Consider the following 15,385-nt stretch of genomic DNA (forward strand, 5'->3'; position numbering starts at 1 on the left):
CTTGTCGGATCAGCGGGACTGGGCGTCCTTCAACGCGCGGACGATAAGGCCCTCGGTCAGGATTTGCGGCAGGATAACGCCGTCTCCGCCCTTGGCGCCATACACGAGATAGAGCGGCACGCCGGCCCGCCCGTGCTTCGCGAGCTCGGCCTCGATCACCGCGTCCTTCAGGGTCCAGTCCGCCTTCAGATAGACCGCGCCGGTCTGCTTGAAGGCCTCGGCCACGCCCTGAGTGCTGAGGGCGACCTTCTCATTGACCTGGCATGTGACGCACCAAGCGGCGGTGAAGTTGACGAATACCGGCTTTCCGGCGGCCTGCGCGGCGGCGAGCTTTTCCGGGCTGTAGGCCTCATAGGGTACGCTGGCCGCGCCGCCCGCGCTGGCGCTGGCGGCCTGGCCGGATTGGGGGGCGCCATAGCTGGGCCAGATCGCGGCCACGGCGGCGGCCAGCACCAGCACCGCGCCGACGCTGGCCAGGAGCAAGGGCTTTTCACCAGCCGCCCTGCGTCGTTGTGCGACCCCGAGCAGCCAGGCGGCGAGCGCCAGGATCACGGCGGCGGCGAAGATACGGGCCAAGGCGGTTTCGCCGGCCTGGATGGTGAGCACCCAGACTAGCCAGGCGGCCGCTCCGTACATTGGGAAGGCTAGCAGCTTCTTGAACCCGTCCATCCACGGGCCAGGCTTGGGCAGGCGGGTGAGCAGGCCGGGCACGAAGGCGGCCAGCGCGAACGGGGCGGCGAAGCCCAGACCCAGCGCCAGGAACACGGTGATCGCGGCCGGCGCGCTCTGGGTCAGGGCCCAGCCGAGCGCGGGGGCCATGAACGGCGCGGTGCAGGGGGCGGCGACCACGACGGCCAGCGCCCCGGTGAAGAAGGCGCCGGCCATGCCGCGCTTGCCCGCCAGGCCGGTCCCGACGCCTTGCAGCGAGGAGCCGACCTCGAACACGCCTGACAGGTTGAGCGCAACGGCCAGCATCAGCAGGGCCAGGCCCGCCACCACCGGCGGAGATTGCAGTTGGAAGCCCCAGCCCACGGCCGCGCCGCCGGCGCGAACCGCGATCAGGGCCACGGCGAGCGCCAGGAAGGTCGCCAGCACACCGACAAGGAAGGCCAGGCCCTGGCCCTGGGCGGTGCGCCGATCATGGGCGTGGCCGGCCAAGGAGGCGGCCTTCATCGCCAGGATCGGGAAGACGCACGGCATCAGGTTGAGGATCAAGCCGCCAAGAAAGGCGAAGGCCGCGGCGAGGGGCAGGCCGAGCGCGCCGCCGCCTCCCCCTACGGCCTTGGAGGGAGGCGCGCCGAGCCCCGAGGCTCCAGCCGGCGGCGTGCCGACGATCGCGCTGATCTCATAGGCCCGGTCGCCCAGCGAAAGCACCCCGGCCATGGTCTTGGGACCATCGCCCTCCTGGAAGGCGTAGCCGGGCGTCAGGGTCAGGGTCAGACCATCGGGACCGCGCTCGATCGCCTGCGGCTTGGCATGGTCGATGAGGGTGGAATCGAATGGGAAGAAATAGGCGTCGGAAACGTCTGCGCCTTTCAGGTCCTCGCCGGTCACGGCCAGGACGATATTGGTCCCCTGCTTGGCGAACACGCTGGCGAAGTTCGCCGGGGTCGGCGCGTCGGACAGAGCCTTGGCGATCGGGCCGCTCCAGGCCGGATTGGGATCGGCCAGACCTTCGACAACCGGAAGGCTGAGGGTCAGCACCGCGTCCTCGGGGACGCAGATCTCCTCGCAGACCAGGAACGAGGCGGCGGCCTTCAGGGTCACGGTCTCGCCGGGCTTGGCGTTGGCCGGGGCGGTGATCGGCACCGGCAACAGCACCTCGCCCTGATAGCCGTAGTTCATCAGCGGGCCGGTCGGCTGGCGGGTCGGGGCCGGCCAGACGATGTCGCCGGCCGTCCAACCGGGCGGCAGGGTCCAGACGACACGGGTCGCCTCGCCGCTGTCGCCGGAGTTGCGCCAGTAGGTGTGCCAGCCCTTGTCGATCTTCTGACGGACCGCGACATAGGTGGTCGCGCCGGGCGCGATCGACTGATCGCGGGCCACGAGTTCGGCGACCAAATGGCCGGTATCGACCGGCTGGGCCAGCGCGGGAGCAGCGACCAGCAGGGCGCAGGCCGCCGCCAGTTTCGCCAAGAAGCGTGTCACATCCAAAGCCATGCCCGCTATATGGCCCGGTCCTGGCCCATCGCAAAGCTACGGTGACGTCGCGGGGCGCTCCCCCTCAGTCAGCTGCGCTGACAGCTCCCCCAGCGGGGGAGCATCTTAAGACTAGTTCCTCCCCCATTGGGGGAGGTGGATCGTCGCGAAGCGGCGAGACTGAGGGGGCGCTCGCTAGCGGCCGACAACGATCCAGCGACGCGGCCACTTCCACCCGAGGGCTCGGACTTCGCCGGGCTTGAGGGCCAGCGACTTGACGATCTGGGGCGTCAGTTCGCTGATCGCATGGACCGGCTCAAGACCGCCAACCGGGCTCACCGCCACGCCGCCGATCAGCATGGCGCGATCAATGGCGGTCCACTCGGCCTTGGCGCGGTCCTCATGGCCGACCGCGAAGAAATGGCGCAGGGGCTTAGGCTCGCCCGGCAGCTCCACCATCACCCCGATCATCCAACCACTGCCCATCCAGGCTCCTTAGACCTTCTCATCGCCGCCGACCCAGTACAAAAGCTCGACTTGTCACGCTTAGACGCGATGATCGGCGAATCAGCGTTTTTCGGTGGAGTGCGTATCAAGTGCCCGCGTCGTTCGATGACATCGAAATGGGTCAGGTGGTCTCGCTAGGCGAGCTGCCGGTGGATCCCGCCGCCCTGGAGGCCTTCATCGCCGCCTTCGCGCCCGGCTGGCCGCTGGAACGCGGCGCGCCCGACTCGATGATCTACGCCATGTGGTGCCGCCTGGACGCCGCTTCGGCGCTGGAGTGGCCGCAGACCAAGCGCCTGGGCGTCGACGCCCTGCGCTGGGCGCGCAACCCGCCGGCCGGCGAGGTGCTGCGCGGCCGTATGACGGTGATGGGCAAGGATCCGGTGGGCGAAGGCAAAGGCATCGTCATCGCCCAACACGACCTGCTCGACGAGGCGGGACGGCTGGTCTTCTCCTGCCTCACCCGCAGCGTCTTCGCGCGCTAGGCCCAGAATAGAAAACGGCGGGCCCTTGCGAGCCCGCCGTTTCAGTTCAGCGCGGTTGCCGTGACGCCTTAGGCGTTGGCGGCTTGCGGCGTCTGCGGCGCGCGGGTCATGGCCAGGGCCAGCAGGCGATCCCAGCCGGCCAGCGACATCATGTGCGCGTAGATCTGAGCCAGGGCGCCGTTGTCGCGCAGCTCGGTGTACTTCTCGATCGGCAGGGCGTTGAGCTTGGTTTCCGACACGCCGAAGTACTCGGCGATCTTCTGCGTCTCGCCCGGGGTGCCGTCCGGATTGGTCGGGACGAAGTTCGCGGTCTTCACCTCAAACAGGTCCAGGTCGTTCAGCAGTTGGACGAAGCTCAGCGTGCGCTGGCGCTCGGTCTCGTAGTCGTTGCAGAAGTTGATGCAGTTCTGCGTGTACTCGGTCGGCTTGCCCTCGGCATCGAAGAACGGCAGGTCGGCCTCGGCGCCGTCGACGATGAATTCAGCGGCGCGGTCGATGCAGAGAATCATCTGACCGGCGGCGCTGTCGTTGGCGTAGACGAACGGATAGCGGCGGATATAGGCCGGCACATAGGCGCCCGCCTCGAAGTAGCCGGCGTCGGTGAGGTACATGTTCTCACCGGCGTTCAGGCCCATCACGGCCAGCGGAATCTTTTCCTCGCCGACGAAGATGATCGGGCTCGAGAGGGCGGCGACGCCAAACTCGGTCACCGTCAGCGGGACGGCGTGGCCTTCTTTGGCGAACCCGAACGGCCCGTCCAGGCGCTTGATGCCCATGTTCTTGTGCAGGTCGACGGAAAGCGGTTCCGGCTTGGAATAGAAAAGCACGTTGCCGGAGATCTGGCCCATGCCGGGCTGAGTTGCGGTCGCCATGAAATACCTTCGATGAATCCTGGGCGATTGATGTGTTTGCGCAGGCGAGCGGTTCTTGTGGTTCTAGCCCGTCCGGCGAAGTTCGCGCTTCTACCCGATCGCACGGGCGCCAGCAAACATCCTCGCAGCCGACTTGCCTCAGCCCGGCCGAACCGCTTCAATCTGTCCCATACTAGCAAGCCGCCAAGGCGACATACCGGAGGATATATTTTGGCAATCTTTTATCCCGACATTCTCGATCAGAAGACCGCTCCCCGCACATTTACGTATGGGGACAAGGACGTAATGCTGTACGCGCTCGGCGTCGGCATGGGCCAAGACCCGATGAACGAAACCGAGCTGCCCTTCGTCTACGAAAAGGGCCTGAAGGTCATCCCGACCGCCGCCACCGTGCTAGCCGCCGGCGCGCGCTCGGCGGGCGGTCCGGCTCCGGAAATGCCGGCCGGCCACCGCCCCAGCCAGATCAACTTCCTGATGGTCGTCCACGGCGAACAGAAGGTCGAACTGCACAAGCCGCTGACCGCCGGCGGCACCTACACCGCCCAGGGCCGCACGGCCGGCGCCTTCGACAAGGGCGAGGGCAAGGGCGCGGTCATCATCAACGAGACCATCTGGACCGACGAGAAGGGCGAGAAGGTCGCCACCCTGACCGGCTCCACCTTCGCCCGTGGCGACGGCGGCTTTGGCGGCCCCTCGGAAGGCGCCCCGGAACCGCATGTGGTCCCGACCCGCGCGCCGGACATCTCGGTGGACTTCACCACCCGTGAGGACCAGGCCCTGCTCTATCGCCTGAACGGCGACCGCAACCCGCTGCACTCCGACCCGGACGTCGCCCGCAAGGCCGGCTTCCCGCGTCCGATCCTGCACGGGCTGTGCACCTACGGCATCACCTGCCGCGCCGTGCTGCAGGCGATCACCGACTTCGATCCGGACCAGATCTATTCGCACCAGGCCCGGTTCTCGGCGCCAGTCTTCCCCGGCGACACGATCACCGTCGACCTGTGGAAAGACGGCAAGAACATCTCGTTCGAGGCGCGCGTGAAGGAACGCAACGCCACCGTGATCAAGAACGGCCTCACCGTCCTGCGCTAGGACGTCGCTCCTCGGAACGGTTCCCAAGGCTTGGGAGCCGTTCTAGAGAGAGCCCATGACCCGTAGCTTCACCTTGATCGTCGGCGCCGTGTTCGCCGCCGGCCTGGCCGCGTGCACCGCCACCACGCCCCCGCAGGCGCCGGTATTGGCGGACACCAGCCAACCAGCCCCGCTCAATCCTCTACCCACCAATCTCACCGGCTATCTGTCGGTGGACGCCCTGGATGGCGCGGCCCTGCTCGGGCCGCCGCCGACGCCGAGCAGCTTGCGCGGCCAGGCCGACCGGGCTCACTACGAGGAAACCCGCGCGCTGGAAGGCACCCCGCGCTGGACCCAGGCGATCTCCGACAACGACCTGTGGGGCGGGGGGGCGCTCAAGCAGTATTCCTGCAAGCTCGGCGTCTCGATCGACGAGAAGCAGACCCCGACCACCCTGCGCGTGCTGCACCGGGTGGAGCTGGACGTCCGCACCATCGGAACCCCGGCCAAGGATCTCTACAACCGCCCGCGCCCGCTGATCGGCGACGACAAGCCGATCTGCATTCCGCGTGAGGATTGGATGAAGACCAACGCCTCCTATCCGTCCGGCCACTCGATGACCGGCTGGGCCTGGGCGCTGATCCTGGCTGAACTGGCCCCGGCCAAGGCCGATGCCATGCTGTCGATCGGCAAGTCGGTGGGCGACAGCCGCGCGATCTGCGGCGTGCACTATATCAGCGACATCGAGGCCGGCCGCACCCTGGCCGCCGCCATGGTCGCCAAGCTGCACGGCGATCCGCAGTTCCAGCGCGACATCGCCAAGGCGCGCGGGGAAATGGCCCGGGCCAAGGCCGCGCCCACGGGGTGCGCCTAGCGGCCCATCCGGTAGACGACCGTCCGGCGCATCGGGTCATCAGGCTCGAACGCCGGGTGGTCGAAGTCGCTGGCCGCGTCGCGCCGCATGCCGAGCCGCTGCATGACAGCCTGGGAACGGACGTTGATCTGCGCGGTGATGGCGGTGATTTCGTCCAGGCCCAGGCGCGCAAAGCCGTCGGCCATGACGGCCGCCGCCGCCTCGCTGGCATAGCCCTGGCCCCAGGCCGAGCGCGCCAGCCGCCACCCGATGTCCGTATAGGGAACGAACGGGACCGATTCGTGCCCGGGCATCAGGCCGCAACTGCCGACGAAGGCGCCGTCGGCGCGGCGCTCGATCACCATCCGGCACATGCCTAACTCGGCAAAGCTGGTGTCGGCGCGGACCTTGTAGGCCTGCACCTGGTCGAGGGTCAGCACCCCGCCAAGCCACTGCATGATCTCCGGGTCGGCGCTCATCTGGGCGAAGGGCTCGAGGTCCTCGACGCGCCAGAGCCGCAAGATCAGTCGATCGGTCTCGATCCTCATCTTCGCGCCACATAGACGACGTGGCGCAGCAGCGGGTGATCGGCCGCAAGTCGAGGATGGTCGAAGTCGCGGGCCGGATCGGCCTGCATGCCGATGCGCCGCATGACGCCCTGTGACGCCAGGTTGGTGTCGGCGGTGAAGGCCAGGATCTCGGGCGCGTCCAGGTGGGCCAGGCCCCAGGCCAGGGCGGCGGCCGCGGCCTCCGAGGCCAGCCCCTGGCGCCAGACCTCAGGGATCAGCCGCCAGGCCATCTCAATCCCCGCCCCGACCGGCAGGTCGCCCTCCGGTATGGGGTGCAGGCCGCAGAAGCCGATGATCTGGTCATCAGCTTTCCGCGCCACGCCCCAGAGGCCGTAGCCATGGGCCGCGATGTGGGCGTTGTGCCGGTCCATCGCAGCATCGCTTTGGGCGCGATCCATGACATTGGCGACCCAGTAGCCCACGCGCGGGTCGCCGTTCAACGCGGCGAAGGCGTCGCGGTCTTCCTCGCGATAGGCGCGAAGGATCAGGCGTTCGGTTTCGATCATGCAACGACGTTACACGATCGAGGTGCGATCCAGCTAGACCGGGCGCGGACCGGCCAGCGCGCCGTAGAGATCGGTGCGGCGGTCGCGGAAGAAGCCCCAGGCCGCGCGGTGGGTGGCCAGGAAGTCCAGATCGAAGCTGGCCTGGACGATGCCCTCCTCCGAGCCCAGCTCAGAGACCAGGTCGCCGCGATGGTCGGCGATGAAGGACGAGCCGTAGAAGGCCTGACCGCCGGTGGGATAGTTCTCCCAAGGCTCGAAGCCGATGCGGTTCGCGCCGACCACAGGGATGACGTTGGAGACCGCGTGCCCCTGCATGGCGCGCCGCCACGGCAGGGCGGTGTCCAGGGTCGGGTCATGCGGCTCCGAACCGATAGCGGTCGGATAGAGCAGGATCTCGGCGCCCAGCAGCGCCATGGCGCGGGCGCATTCCGGGTACCACTGGTCCCAGCAGATCCCGACGCCGATCTTGCCGAAGCGGGTTTCCCAGACCTTGAAGCCGGTGTCGCCCGGCCGGAAATAGTACTTCTCCTGATAGCCGGGGCCGTCAGGGATGTGGCTCTTGCGATAGACACCCATCAGCGAGCCGTCGGCGTCGATCATCACCAGGCTGTTGAAGTAGTGCGGGCCTTCGCGCTCGAAGATCGAGACCGGGATCACGACGCCCAGCTCGGCGGCCAGCGGGGCCAACTCGGTCACGCACGGGTGCTCGCGCCAGGGATAGGCGTGGGCGAACCAGTGCTCTTCCTGGGTGACGCAGAAGTACGGCCCTTGGAACAGCTCCGAGGGCAGGATCACCTGCGCGCCGTTGGCGGCGGCCTGCCGGATGAAGACCTTGGTCTTCTCGATGTTGGCCGCCATGTCCAAGCCATAGGAGGTCTGGATCGCGGCGACATTGATCGTACGGGCCATCAGGCGGGCTCCTGCTGGGTGATGCAGTGGAAGGACCCGCCGCCGGTCAGGATCGCGCTGGAGGGCAGGCCGATCACCGCGTGGTCGGGGAAGACGCTTTGCAGGCCCTGCAACGCCAGGTCGGCGGCTTGGCCCTCGCCATAGGTCGGCATGATCACGGCGCCGTTGGCGATGATGAAGTTCATGTGGCTGGCCGGCGAGGCGCGACCGTCGTGGCCTTCGATCCAGCCAGGCGATGGGATGCGGACCACCTGCAGCGGGCGGCCGTCGGCGTCGGTCGAGGACGCCAGCCGCTTGGCCGCGTCGTCATAGGCCGCGCCATTGACGTCGCCGCGCCCGAAGGCGACCGGACAGACCACGACGCCCGGCGTGACGAAGCGGGCCAGATTATCGACATGTCCGTCGGTGTGGTCGTTGGCCAGGCCTTCGCCCAGCCAGATCACCTTGCGGGCGCCGAGCGCGTCCTTGAAGGCGGCCTCGGCCGCGGCTTCCGTCCAGCCGGGATTGCGGTTGGCGTTCAGCACGCACTGACCGGTGGTCAGGATCGTGCCGATCCCGTCGTGATCGACGGCGCCGCCTTCGAGGATGAAGTCGTGGGCGACCAGCGGGACGCCGGAGGCCTCTGCGATCTGGGCGGCGACCTCGTCGTCGAACTCCATGTCGTACTTGCCGCCCCAACCGTTGAAACGGAAGCCGCGGGCGCTGGGACCATCGGGGCCTTTGGCGAAGATCGGACCGGTGTCGCGCAGCCAGACGTCGCCGAAGCGGCCGGGTACGATCTCGATCCCGGCGACGTCACCGACCAGCCGGCGGGCCATAGCCTCGCCGCCCGAGGTCCCGGTCATCAGGCGAACCTTCTCGCGGCCCGGACCAGCCAGGGCGCGGGCCAGGGCGGCCACCTCGACCTGGGCCTGGGCGAGCTCGTCCTCCCACACGCCTTCGGCATGGCTGGGGAAGCCGAGCCACATGGCGCGGTGCGGAGCCCACTCGGCGGGAACGAGAACGGTCATGACCTACCTTAACCTATTGAACGCGCGCAGATGGGCGGAGCAGCGCCCCCCGTCAAGCATCACCACGAAAAAGGGCGACCGCATCGCTGCGGCCGCCCCGATCGTCACCTTGACGTTAAGTCCTAGAACTCGGCGTGCAGGGTCAGGATGAAGGTCCGGCGATAGCCAGGCTGAGCCTGACCGTTACCGGTCAGGTTAGTGACCATGTCGCCGAGGTAACGCTCGTCGAACAGATTGGTCACGTTGGCCTGAAGGTAGGTGCCTTCCATGCCGAACTTGTCGAGCTTCCAGCGGGCGTCGAGGTCCCACAGCGTGTAGCCGGGGAATTTCTCGGTGTTGGTCAGGTTGGACCAACGGTCGCCGACAAACTTGCCTTGAACGCCGAGGCTGACCGACTCGATCGGGTCGAAGGTCACTCGGACCGCGCCCTGGGTCTTGGGCGTTTCGTACAGCGACTTGCCCTTGGTCGGGATCGGAACCGGCGACGACGTCGAGCCTGGGATGTCGTCTTGGATTTCGGAGTCGACGTAGGAGAAGGAAGCGTATGCGCTCAGATATTCGGTGGGCTGCCAGCCGACCTGACCGTCGAAGCCCTGCAGCTTGACGTCGCCGACGTTGGACGAGAAGGCGATCCCGGCTTGTTCGTCGAACACGCGCTCGATGCGATTGCTGAACTGGTTGTACCAGACCGAGGCCGCCGCCATGAACTGGCTGGTCTGATAGCGAACGCCCAGGTCGTAGGCTTGCGCCTTTTCCGGACCCGGATCGACCAGTACACGGTCGTAGAGGTCGTCGGTGCGCGGCGCGGAGAGCGTTTCGGCGTAGCTGGCGAACACCGTCAGATCGTCGGTGAAGTCGTAGCTGACGCCGACGTTCGGCAGGACGTCGTCATACTTCAACGTCCACTCGCGGGGATTGCCGTAGCGGTTCGCGGCGTTGGAGTTGAGCGCGCTCTGCGGGAAGGTCACCAGCGGGCGGCCCGTGCCATCGTCAGTGCCCGGGATCGGGGTGCCGACCTGAGTGGTGCAGAAGGCGTCAAACGTGTTCTGCTGGTAGCAGAAGTTGTTCAACTCGCGCTTGAAGAAGGGCGCGCGCACGCCGACGTTCAGCAGCAGGCGCTCTTCCATGAACCGGCCGCGATATTCGAGGGCCACCTGGTTCAGTTCGGCGACCGAGGCGCGGTCACGGCGGCGCAGGTTGGTGCCGTCGGGCAGCAGCACTTGCTCGCCCTGACCGTCCTTGCCGGCGAAGACGTTTTCGGGATTGCCCTCGCGATCAACAAAGCCGACGTCGCCGGTCTGACGATGTTTGGCCTTGTCGTAGGTGTAGGCCAGACGGACGCTCTGGGTGTCGGCGAACTTCCAGATCAGCGAAGAGGTCACGCCATAGCGACGGGTGTTGGTCGTGTTCGGACGATAGAGGGTGACACGGTCGAGCAGATCGCCGTCGCCGTTCAGGTCCACGCCGGGCGAAGCGGTGTTGCCGCGTAGCTGGGCGTCGGTTTCAGCAAAGACCGCCGAGCCGCCGCCGTTGGCCAGGGTGTACTGGAACGAGGGGTCAACCGTCAGGATGAGGTTGTCGCTCAGGTTCCAGCTGGACAGACCGCGCAGATTGCCGGTGTTCGACGGGTTGATGTTCACGCCGACGAAGGACGGGCAGACATCGATTTGTGCGCCGGGACCGGGCGCAGGCAGGGCTGGGATGCACGAGTCATTGTAGACTGGCAGGCTGCGCTGGTTGAACTGCGTGAGGTTCACGCGGTTGATGAAGTTGTTGCGGTTTTCGTTGTAGTTCGCGATCAGGCTGGCCGAGCCGATTTCGCCGAAGTCTTGATCGATGCGGCCGTTGACCTGCCACTTCTTGATCTTCCCGGGGGCGTCCTTCTGGGCGTCATGCGGGGTGAAGATCTCGTTGGTGGTGTAGAGGCCGGAGATCCAGGCTTTCGTGCCCCAAGGGCCCACGGCGCCGGTTTCGAGCGTGCCGTAGTAGCGCTGGTAGTTGTTGGAGCCGAAGGCGAGTTCGCCGCGGACGCCGAATTCGTCAGAGGCCTTGCGGGTCACATAGTTGATGGTGCCGCCGGCGGCCGCGGCCGTGGGGCTGTCGACGTCGGTGGTGCCGAGGTTGACCGTGGCGCGCTCGATCAGATCGGAGTCCAGCTGCTGGTTCGGGTAGATGGCGTAATTGCCGCTGTCGTTGAGCGGCACGCCGTCCCAAAGCAGCGCAACGCGCTGGGAATCGAAGCCGCGGATGGTGATGTCGCCGCCGGCCGAGCCGAAGGCGTCGTTGTTCGTGAAGTTGACGCCCGGCATCAGGTTCAGGGACTGCAGGATCGTCTGGCCAGGCACCTGGCGCTGGATGAATTCCTCGCTGATCGAAGCGCGCGACTTGGGGTCGCGTTCGGCGACGATGACGCCGCTCAGATCGGCCGGACCGCGCGAACCGGTGACAACCAGTTCTTCAACGGCGGTGGTGCCGCTCGATTGGGCCATGGCGGCGTTGCCGATCAGCAGGCCGCTGGCCAAGGCAGTGGTCGCGCAGAGTGCGCGAGCAAGCATTCTATTCATGTGAGATCCCCTCATTCGTCTAGCAAGGAGCGACAGGCTCCCCAGCCTTCGCCTCCAAACTTGGACGGCCCTATAGCTCGGAAAATTCGTCCGTGGGTGACGGATTCGTGACGCATCCCCCTCTTGACGTTACAGCAGATCAATAAGGTGGCGCCTGTCGCTTTACAGACACGCTCCGCCGCGCGAGTTTCCGCGCGAGACCGGAGGCGCCCTTGGCCCGCAGCAGATTGTCCGAATACGGATTCGACGACCACTGGCGCGCGGTTCTGCTCATCACCGTCGGCCTGACGATCGTTCGGCTGGTGACTCTGTTCGCCTCGCCGCTCGAGCTTTACCCCGACGAGGCTCAATACTGGCTTTGGTCGCGCACGCTCGACTGGGGCTACTATTCAAAACCGCCGATGGTCGCCTGGCTGATCTTGACGACGACCGCGATCGGCGGCGACGCCGAGCCCTGGGTCCGGCTGTCCTCGCCCTTGCTGCACGCCGGCACGACGCTATGCGTCTACGGGATCGGGCGACGGCTCTACGGATCATCCAGCGGCTTTGCGGCCGCGGCGCTCTATCTGTTGATGCCGGCGGTGCAGCTCTCCTCGCTGGTCGTGGCGACCGACGCCTCGATGCTGCTGTTCCTGGCCCTGTCGCTGCTAGCCTATGTCGAACTGCCCACCTCCGAAGGACGCCGCCGCCTTTGGCTGGCGGCGGGCTTTGGGGCCGCGACGGGCCTGGCGTTCCTGGCCAAGTACGCGGCGATCTACGCCCTGATCGGCCTGGCCCTGCACCTGCTCATTTCGCCGCAAGCGCGCGTGATCTGGAGCCTGAAGACCACCGCCCTGGCCCTGGCCGCCTTCCTGCTAGTGCTGGCCCCCAACCTCGCCTGGAACGCCGCCCACGGGTTCTCCACCGTCCAGCACACCGCCGCCAACGCCAATTGGAGCGGCCAGAGCCTGTTCAACTTCCAGGAGCTGAGCGACTTCGTCCTCTCGCAGTTCGGGGTGTTCGGGCCGATCCCGTTCGCAGTGCTGGTCGGCGGCGCGGTGCTGCTGACCATACGCCGCCAATTGCAGCCGGCCGACCTGCTGCTCCTCTGCTATGCGGCGCCGCCCCTGCTGATCGTCACCCTCCAGTCCTTTATCAGCCGCGCCAACGCCAACTGGGCCGGGGCGGGATACGTCGCCGGAATCGTCCTGGCCGCCGCTTGGCTGATGCGCTGGCGCGCGCGCTGGTGGCTGATCGGGGCGGTGGTGATGCAGGCGGCGGTGGCCGCCCTCTTCCTAGCCTGCGTGCTGACGCCGCCGCTCGCCGACACCCTGGGCCTGGCCAACGCCTTCAAGCGCGCCAAGGGCTGGGAACAGATGACCGAGGAGATCGCCAACCGAGCCCTGCGCGAGCCGACCGGCAGCCTGAGCGCCGTGGCCGTGGACGACCGCTTCATGTTCAACGCCGCGGCCTACTACGGACGCGAGTACTTCGGGAAGAATGGCGAGCCGCCGCTGAAGATGTGGGTGCGCGAGGCACATCCGCAGAACCAGGCCGAAACCACCGAGCCGCTGACCGCCGAACTTGGCAAGCGAGTGCTGGCGGTCAGCCTGGAACCGGCCTTCGCCCCCGAGATGGCGGCCGACTTCAAGTCGGTGTCCAGCTACCAGATCGTCAGCGTCTGGCTCGACAGCAAGCGGCGGCGGCGGGCCGAGATGTTCATCGGCGAGACCTTCGCGCCGATGCCGAGGGACCCAGTCACCGGACTGCCCGTCAAGAAGCCGCCGGCCCCCAAACAGCCTTGAGCGCCCGGTCGCGGCCGCAGCCGATGCGATAGGCGTTATAGCTGGCCGGGTTTTTCCTGGCGTAGTCCTGGTGATAGGCCTCGCCCTTCCAGAAGGTCCCGCCGGTCAGAACGCGGGTGGCCACCGGCTTGCCCAGCGTCTTGGCGACCTGCGCCTTCACCGCCTGGGCGGTGCGGGTTTCATCCTGATCGCTGACAAACACCGCCGTAGCGTAGGATGGGCCGCGATCGCAGATCTGCCCGCCCGCATCGGTGGGATCGATATTGTGGAAGAAGCCATCGACCAGCTTGGCGTAGCTGATCTTGGCCGGGTCGTAGGTGACCTTCACCGCCTCCAGGTGGCCCTGGTGATTGTCGTAAGTCGGGTTGCGGAGTGCGCCCCCGGCGTAGCCCACGACCACATCGGTCACGCCCGGCAAATGCTCCATGGCCTTCTCAGCCGACCAAAAACAGCCGCCGGCGAACACCGCGGTCTTCGTCGGCCCGGCGGCCCACGCCGCCGCCCCGATGGGGACAGCTCCCGAAAGACAGAACAAGGCCGTGAGGGCCAGGGCGGTCCGGGTCGGTTTCATGATCTCACCTTCGCGCGGCTACGAAAGGCGGCCGCTGTCTGGATGAGATACGCGCAATTTGGCTCGTTGGATGCGAGACCTTCTCCTCGCCCCCCTTGCGGGGAGAGGAACTAGAGCCCGACTTCGAATTCCGCCTCGGTCTTGGCCTTGATCTCATCGAGCGTGACGCCGGAGGCCAGAGCCGTCAGCTTCAGGGGCGACTTGCCGCGACCCACCTCAAAGACGCCAAGGTCGGTGATCAGCAGATCGACCACGCCCGCGCCGGTCAGCGGCAGGGTGCAGGCTTTCAGCAGTTTGGGCGCGCCGGACTTCTCGACGTGATCCATGACCACGACCACGCGCTTGACGCCCGCGACCAGGTCCATGGCTCCGCCCATGCCCTTCACCACCTTGCCCGGCACCATCCAGTTGGCCAGGTCGCCCTTTTCGGAAACCTGCATGCCGCCCAGGATCGACAGGGCGATGTGGCCGCCGCGGATCATCGCGAACGAGTCGGCCGACGAGAAGTAGGACGAACTATCGAGTTCGGTGATCGTCTGCTTGCCGGCGTTGATCAGGTCGGCGTCCTCTTCACCCTCATGGGGGAACGGGCCCATGCCCAGCATGCCGTTCTCCGACTGCAGGGTGACGTGCATGCCGGCCGGGATGTAGTTGGCGACCAGGGTCGGGATGCCGATGCCCAGGTTCACATAGAAGCCGTCGCGCAGTTCGCTCGCCGCGCGGGCGGCCATTTCGTCACGGGTCCAGGCCATCTTAGGCGCTCGCCTTTTCTTCGCCCATTTGCGTTTCTTTGGGACGCGTGGTCACGCGCTCGATGCGCTTCTCGAAGTTCGCGCCCTGGAAGATGCGATCCACATAGATGCCGGGCGTGTGGATGTTGTCTTTGTCGAGCGAGCCGACTGGAACCAGGTGCTCGATCTCGGCGATGGTGACCTTGCCGGCCGTGGCCATCATCGGATTGAAGTTCCGGGCGGTCTTTCGATAGACGAGGTTGCCCTCGGCGTCGCCGGTGTGGGCCTTGACGATGGCCAGGTCCGCGGTCAGGCCGCGCTCCATCACATAGAGCTCGCCGTCGAACTCGCGGGTCTCCTTGCCCTCCGCCACCAGGGTGCCGACCCCGGTCTTGGTGAAGAAGGCCGGGATGCCCGCGCCGCCGGCGCGGATGCGCTCGGCCAGGGTGCCCTGCGGATTGAACTCCAGCTCCAGCTCGCCCGAGAGGTAGAGCTTCTCGAACAGCTTGTTCTCGCCGACATAGGACGAGATCATCTTCTTGATCTGTCCGCTCTCCAGCAGGACGCCGAGGCCAAAGCCGTCGATCCCGCAGTTGTTGGAGACCACCGTGAGGTTCTTCACCCCGGTCTCGCGGATCGCCGCGATCAGATTCTCGGGAATGCCGCAGAGGCCAAAGCCCCCGGCCATGATGGTCATGCCGTCGAAGAGCACCCCAGCCAGGGCTTCGGCGGCGTCCTTTTGGGTTTTTCCAGCCATGACAGCCCTTTTAGCCGCAATCTGATGTTTGAGAACCGGGTGAGCTGAAAAAGTTCATCA

The 15,385-nt window shown here is 66.7% G+C and carries 15 protein-coding genes; 4 read left to right on the forward strand and 11 right to left on the reverse strand.

Going from position 1 to position 15,385, the window contains the following annotated elements:
- Positions 1-9: 9 nt before the first annotated feature.
- Positions 10-2,136 carry a protein-disulfide reductase DsbD gene (locus Q8M13_RS08080; RefSeq protein WP_305299280.1) on the reverse strand — a complete coding sequence of 709 codons (2,127 nt, stop codon included), beginning with the start codon at positions 2,134-2,136 and terminating at the stop codon, positions 10-12.
- 198 nt (positions 2,137-2,334) lie between these two features.
- A complete protein-coding gene (locus Q8M13_RS08085) occupies positions 2,335-2,625 on the reverse strand; it encodes a hypothetical protein (RefSeq protein ID WP_305299281.1) in 291 nt (96 codons plus the stop codon).
- A gap of 110 nt (positions 2,626-2,735) precedes the next feature.
- On the opposite strand from Q8M13_RS08085, the gene Q8M13_RS08090 reads away from it, so the two are divergent.
- Positions 2,736-3,128 (forward strand): acyl dehydratase, encoded by a 393-nt coding sequence (locus tag Q8M13_RS08090; RefSeq protein WP_305299282.1) that lies wholly within the window; start codon positions 2,736-2,738, stop codon positions 3,126-3,128.
- A 68-nt stretch (positions 3,129-3,196) separates the two neighbouring features.
- On the opposite strand, the gene Q8M13_RS08095 is transcribed toward Q8M13_RS08090, so the two are convergent.
- A complete protein-coding gene (locus Q8M13_RS08095) occupies positions 3,197-4,000 on the reverse strand; it encodes a SapC family protein (protein ID WP_305299283.1) in 804 nt (267 codons plus the stop codon).
- A 210-nt stretch (positions 4,001-4,210) separates the two neighbouring features.
- On the opposite strand from Q8M13_RS08095, the gene Q8M13_RS08100 reads away from it, so the two are divergent.
- Entirely contained in the window at positions 4,211-5,092 is an 882-nt protein-coding gene (locus tag Q8M13_RS08100) for a MaoC/PaaZ C-terminal domain-containing protein (RefSeq protein ID WP_305299284.1), read from the forward strand.
- Positions 5,093-5,147: 55 nt separating this feature from the next.
- A complete protein-coding gene (locus Q8M13_RS08105) occupies positions 5,148-5,945 on the forward strand; it encodes a phosphatase PAP2 family protein (protein ID WP_305299285.1) in 798 nt (265 codons plus the stop codon).
- On the opposite strand, the gene Q8M13_RS08110 is transcribed toward Q8M13_RS08105, so the two are convergent.
- From Q8M13_RS08110 to Q8M13_RS08130, 5 genes are all read right to left on the reverse strand, one after another.
- The gene (locus Q8M13_RS08110) at positions 5,942-6,472 is read right to left on the reverse strand and encodes a GNAT family N-acetyltransferase (protein ID WP_305299286.1); all 531 of its coding nucleotides are present in this window, start codon (positions 6,470-6,472) and stop codon (positions 5,942-5,944) included. The two genes, Q8M13_RS08105 and Q8M13_RS08110, sit on opposite strands and share 4 nt — an antisense overlap.
- Positions 6,469-6,999, reverse strand: coding sequence for a GNAT family N-acetyltransferase (locus Q8M13_RS08115; RefSeq protein WP_305299287.1), 531 nt, complete (start codon positions 6,997-6,999; stop codon positions 6,469-6,471). The genes Q8M13_RS08110 and Q8M13_RS08115 overlap by 4 nt, the downstream gene beginning before the upstream one ends.
- 33 nt (positions 7,000-7,032) lie before the next feature.
- Positions 7,033-7,908, reverse strand: coding sequence for an N-carbamoylputrescine amidase (gene aguB, locus Q8M13_RS08120; protein ID WP_305299288.1), 876 nt, complete (start codon positions 7,906-7,908; stop codon positions 7,033-7,035).
- The gene (locus Q8M13_RS08125; protein WP_305299289.1) at positions 7,908-8,918 is read right to left on the reverse strand and encodes an agmatine deiminase family protein; all 1,011 of its coding nucleotides are present in this window, start codon (positions 8,916-8,918) and stop codon (positions 7,908-7,910) included. The genes aguB and Q8M13_RS08125 overlap by 1 nt, the downstream gene beginning before the upstream one ends.
- A gap of 122 nt (positions 8,919-9,040) precedes the next feature.
- Positions 9,041-11,482, reverse strand: coding sequence for a TonB-dependent receptor (locus Q8M13_RS08130; RefSeq protein ID WP_305299290.1), 2,442 nt, complete (start codon positions 11,480-11,482; stop codon positions 9,041-9,043).
- Positions 11,483-11,694: 212 nt separating this feature from the next.
- On the opposite strand from Q8M13_RS08130, the gene Q8M13_RS08135 reads away from it, so the two are divergent.
- On the forward strand, positions 11,695-13,266 hold the full coding sequence (locus Q8M13_RS08135) for a glycosyltransferase family 39 protein (protein WP_305299291.1): 1,572 nt from the start codon (positions 11,695-11,697) through the stop codon (positions 13,264-13,266).
- Here the strand turns inward: Q8M13_RS08135 and msrA are convergent.
- The 3 genes from msrA to Q8M13_RS08150 form a co-directional block, all read right to left on the reverse strand.
- On the reverse strand, positions 13,235-13,837 hold the full coding sequence (gene msrA, locus Q8M13_RS08140) for a peptide-methionine (S)-S-oxide reductase MsrA (protein ID WP_305299292.1): 603 nt from the start codon (positions 13,835-13,837) through the stop codon (positions 13,235-13,237). The genes Q8M13_RS08135 and msrA overlap by 32 nt on opposite strands.
- A 110-nt stretch (positions 13,838-13,947) precedes the next feature.
- Entirely contained in the window at positions 13,948-14,589 is a 642-nt protein-coding gene (locus Q8M13_RS08145) for a 3-oxoacid CoA-transferase subunit B (RefSeq protein ID WP_305299293.1), read from the reverse strand.
- Between the two features lies 1 nt (position 14,590).
- Positions 14,591-15,325 carry a CoA transferase subunit A gene (locus Q8M13_RS08150; RefSeq protein ID WP_305299294.1) on the reverse strand — a complete coding sequence of 245 codons (735 nt, stop codon included), beginning with the start codon at positions 15,323-15,325 and terminating at the stop codon, positions 14,591-14,593.
- Positions 15,326-15,385: the final 60 nt, after the last annotated feature.

The organism is Phenylobacterium sp. (genome assembly GCF_030681155.1).
In the GTDB taxonomy this organism is placed as follows: domain Bacteria; phylum Pseudomonadota; class Alphaproteobacteria; order Caulobacterales; family Caulobacteraceae; genus Phenylobacterium.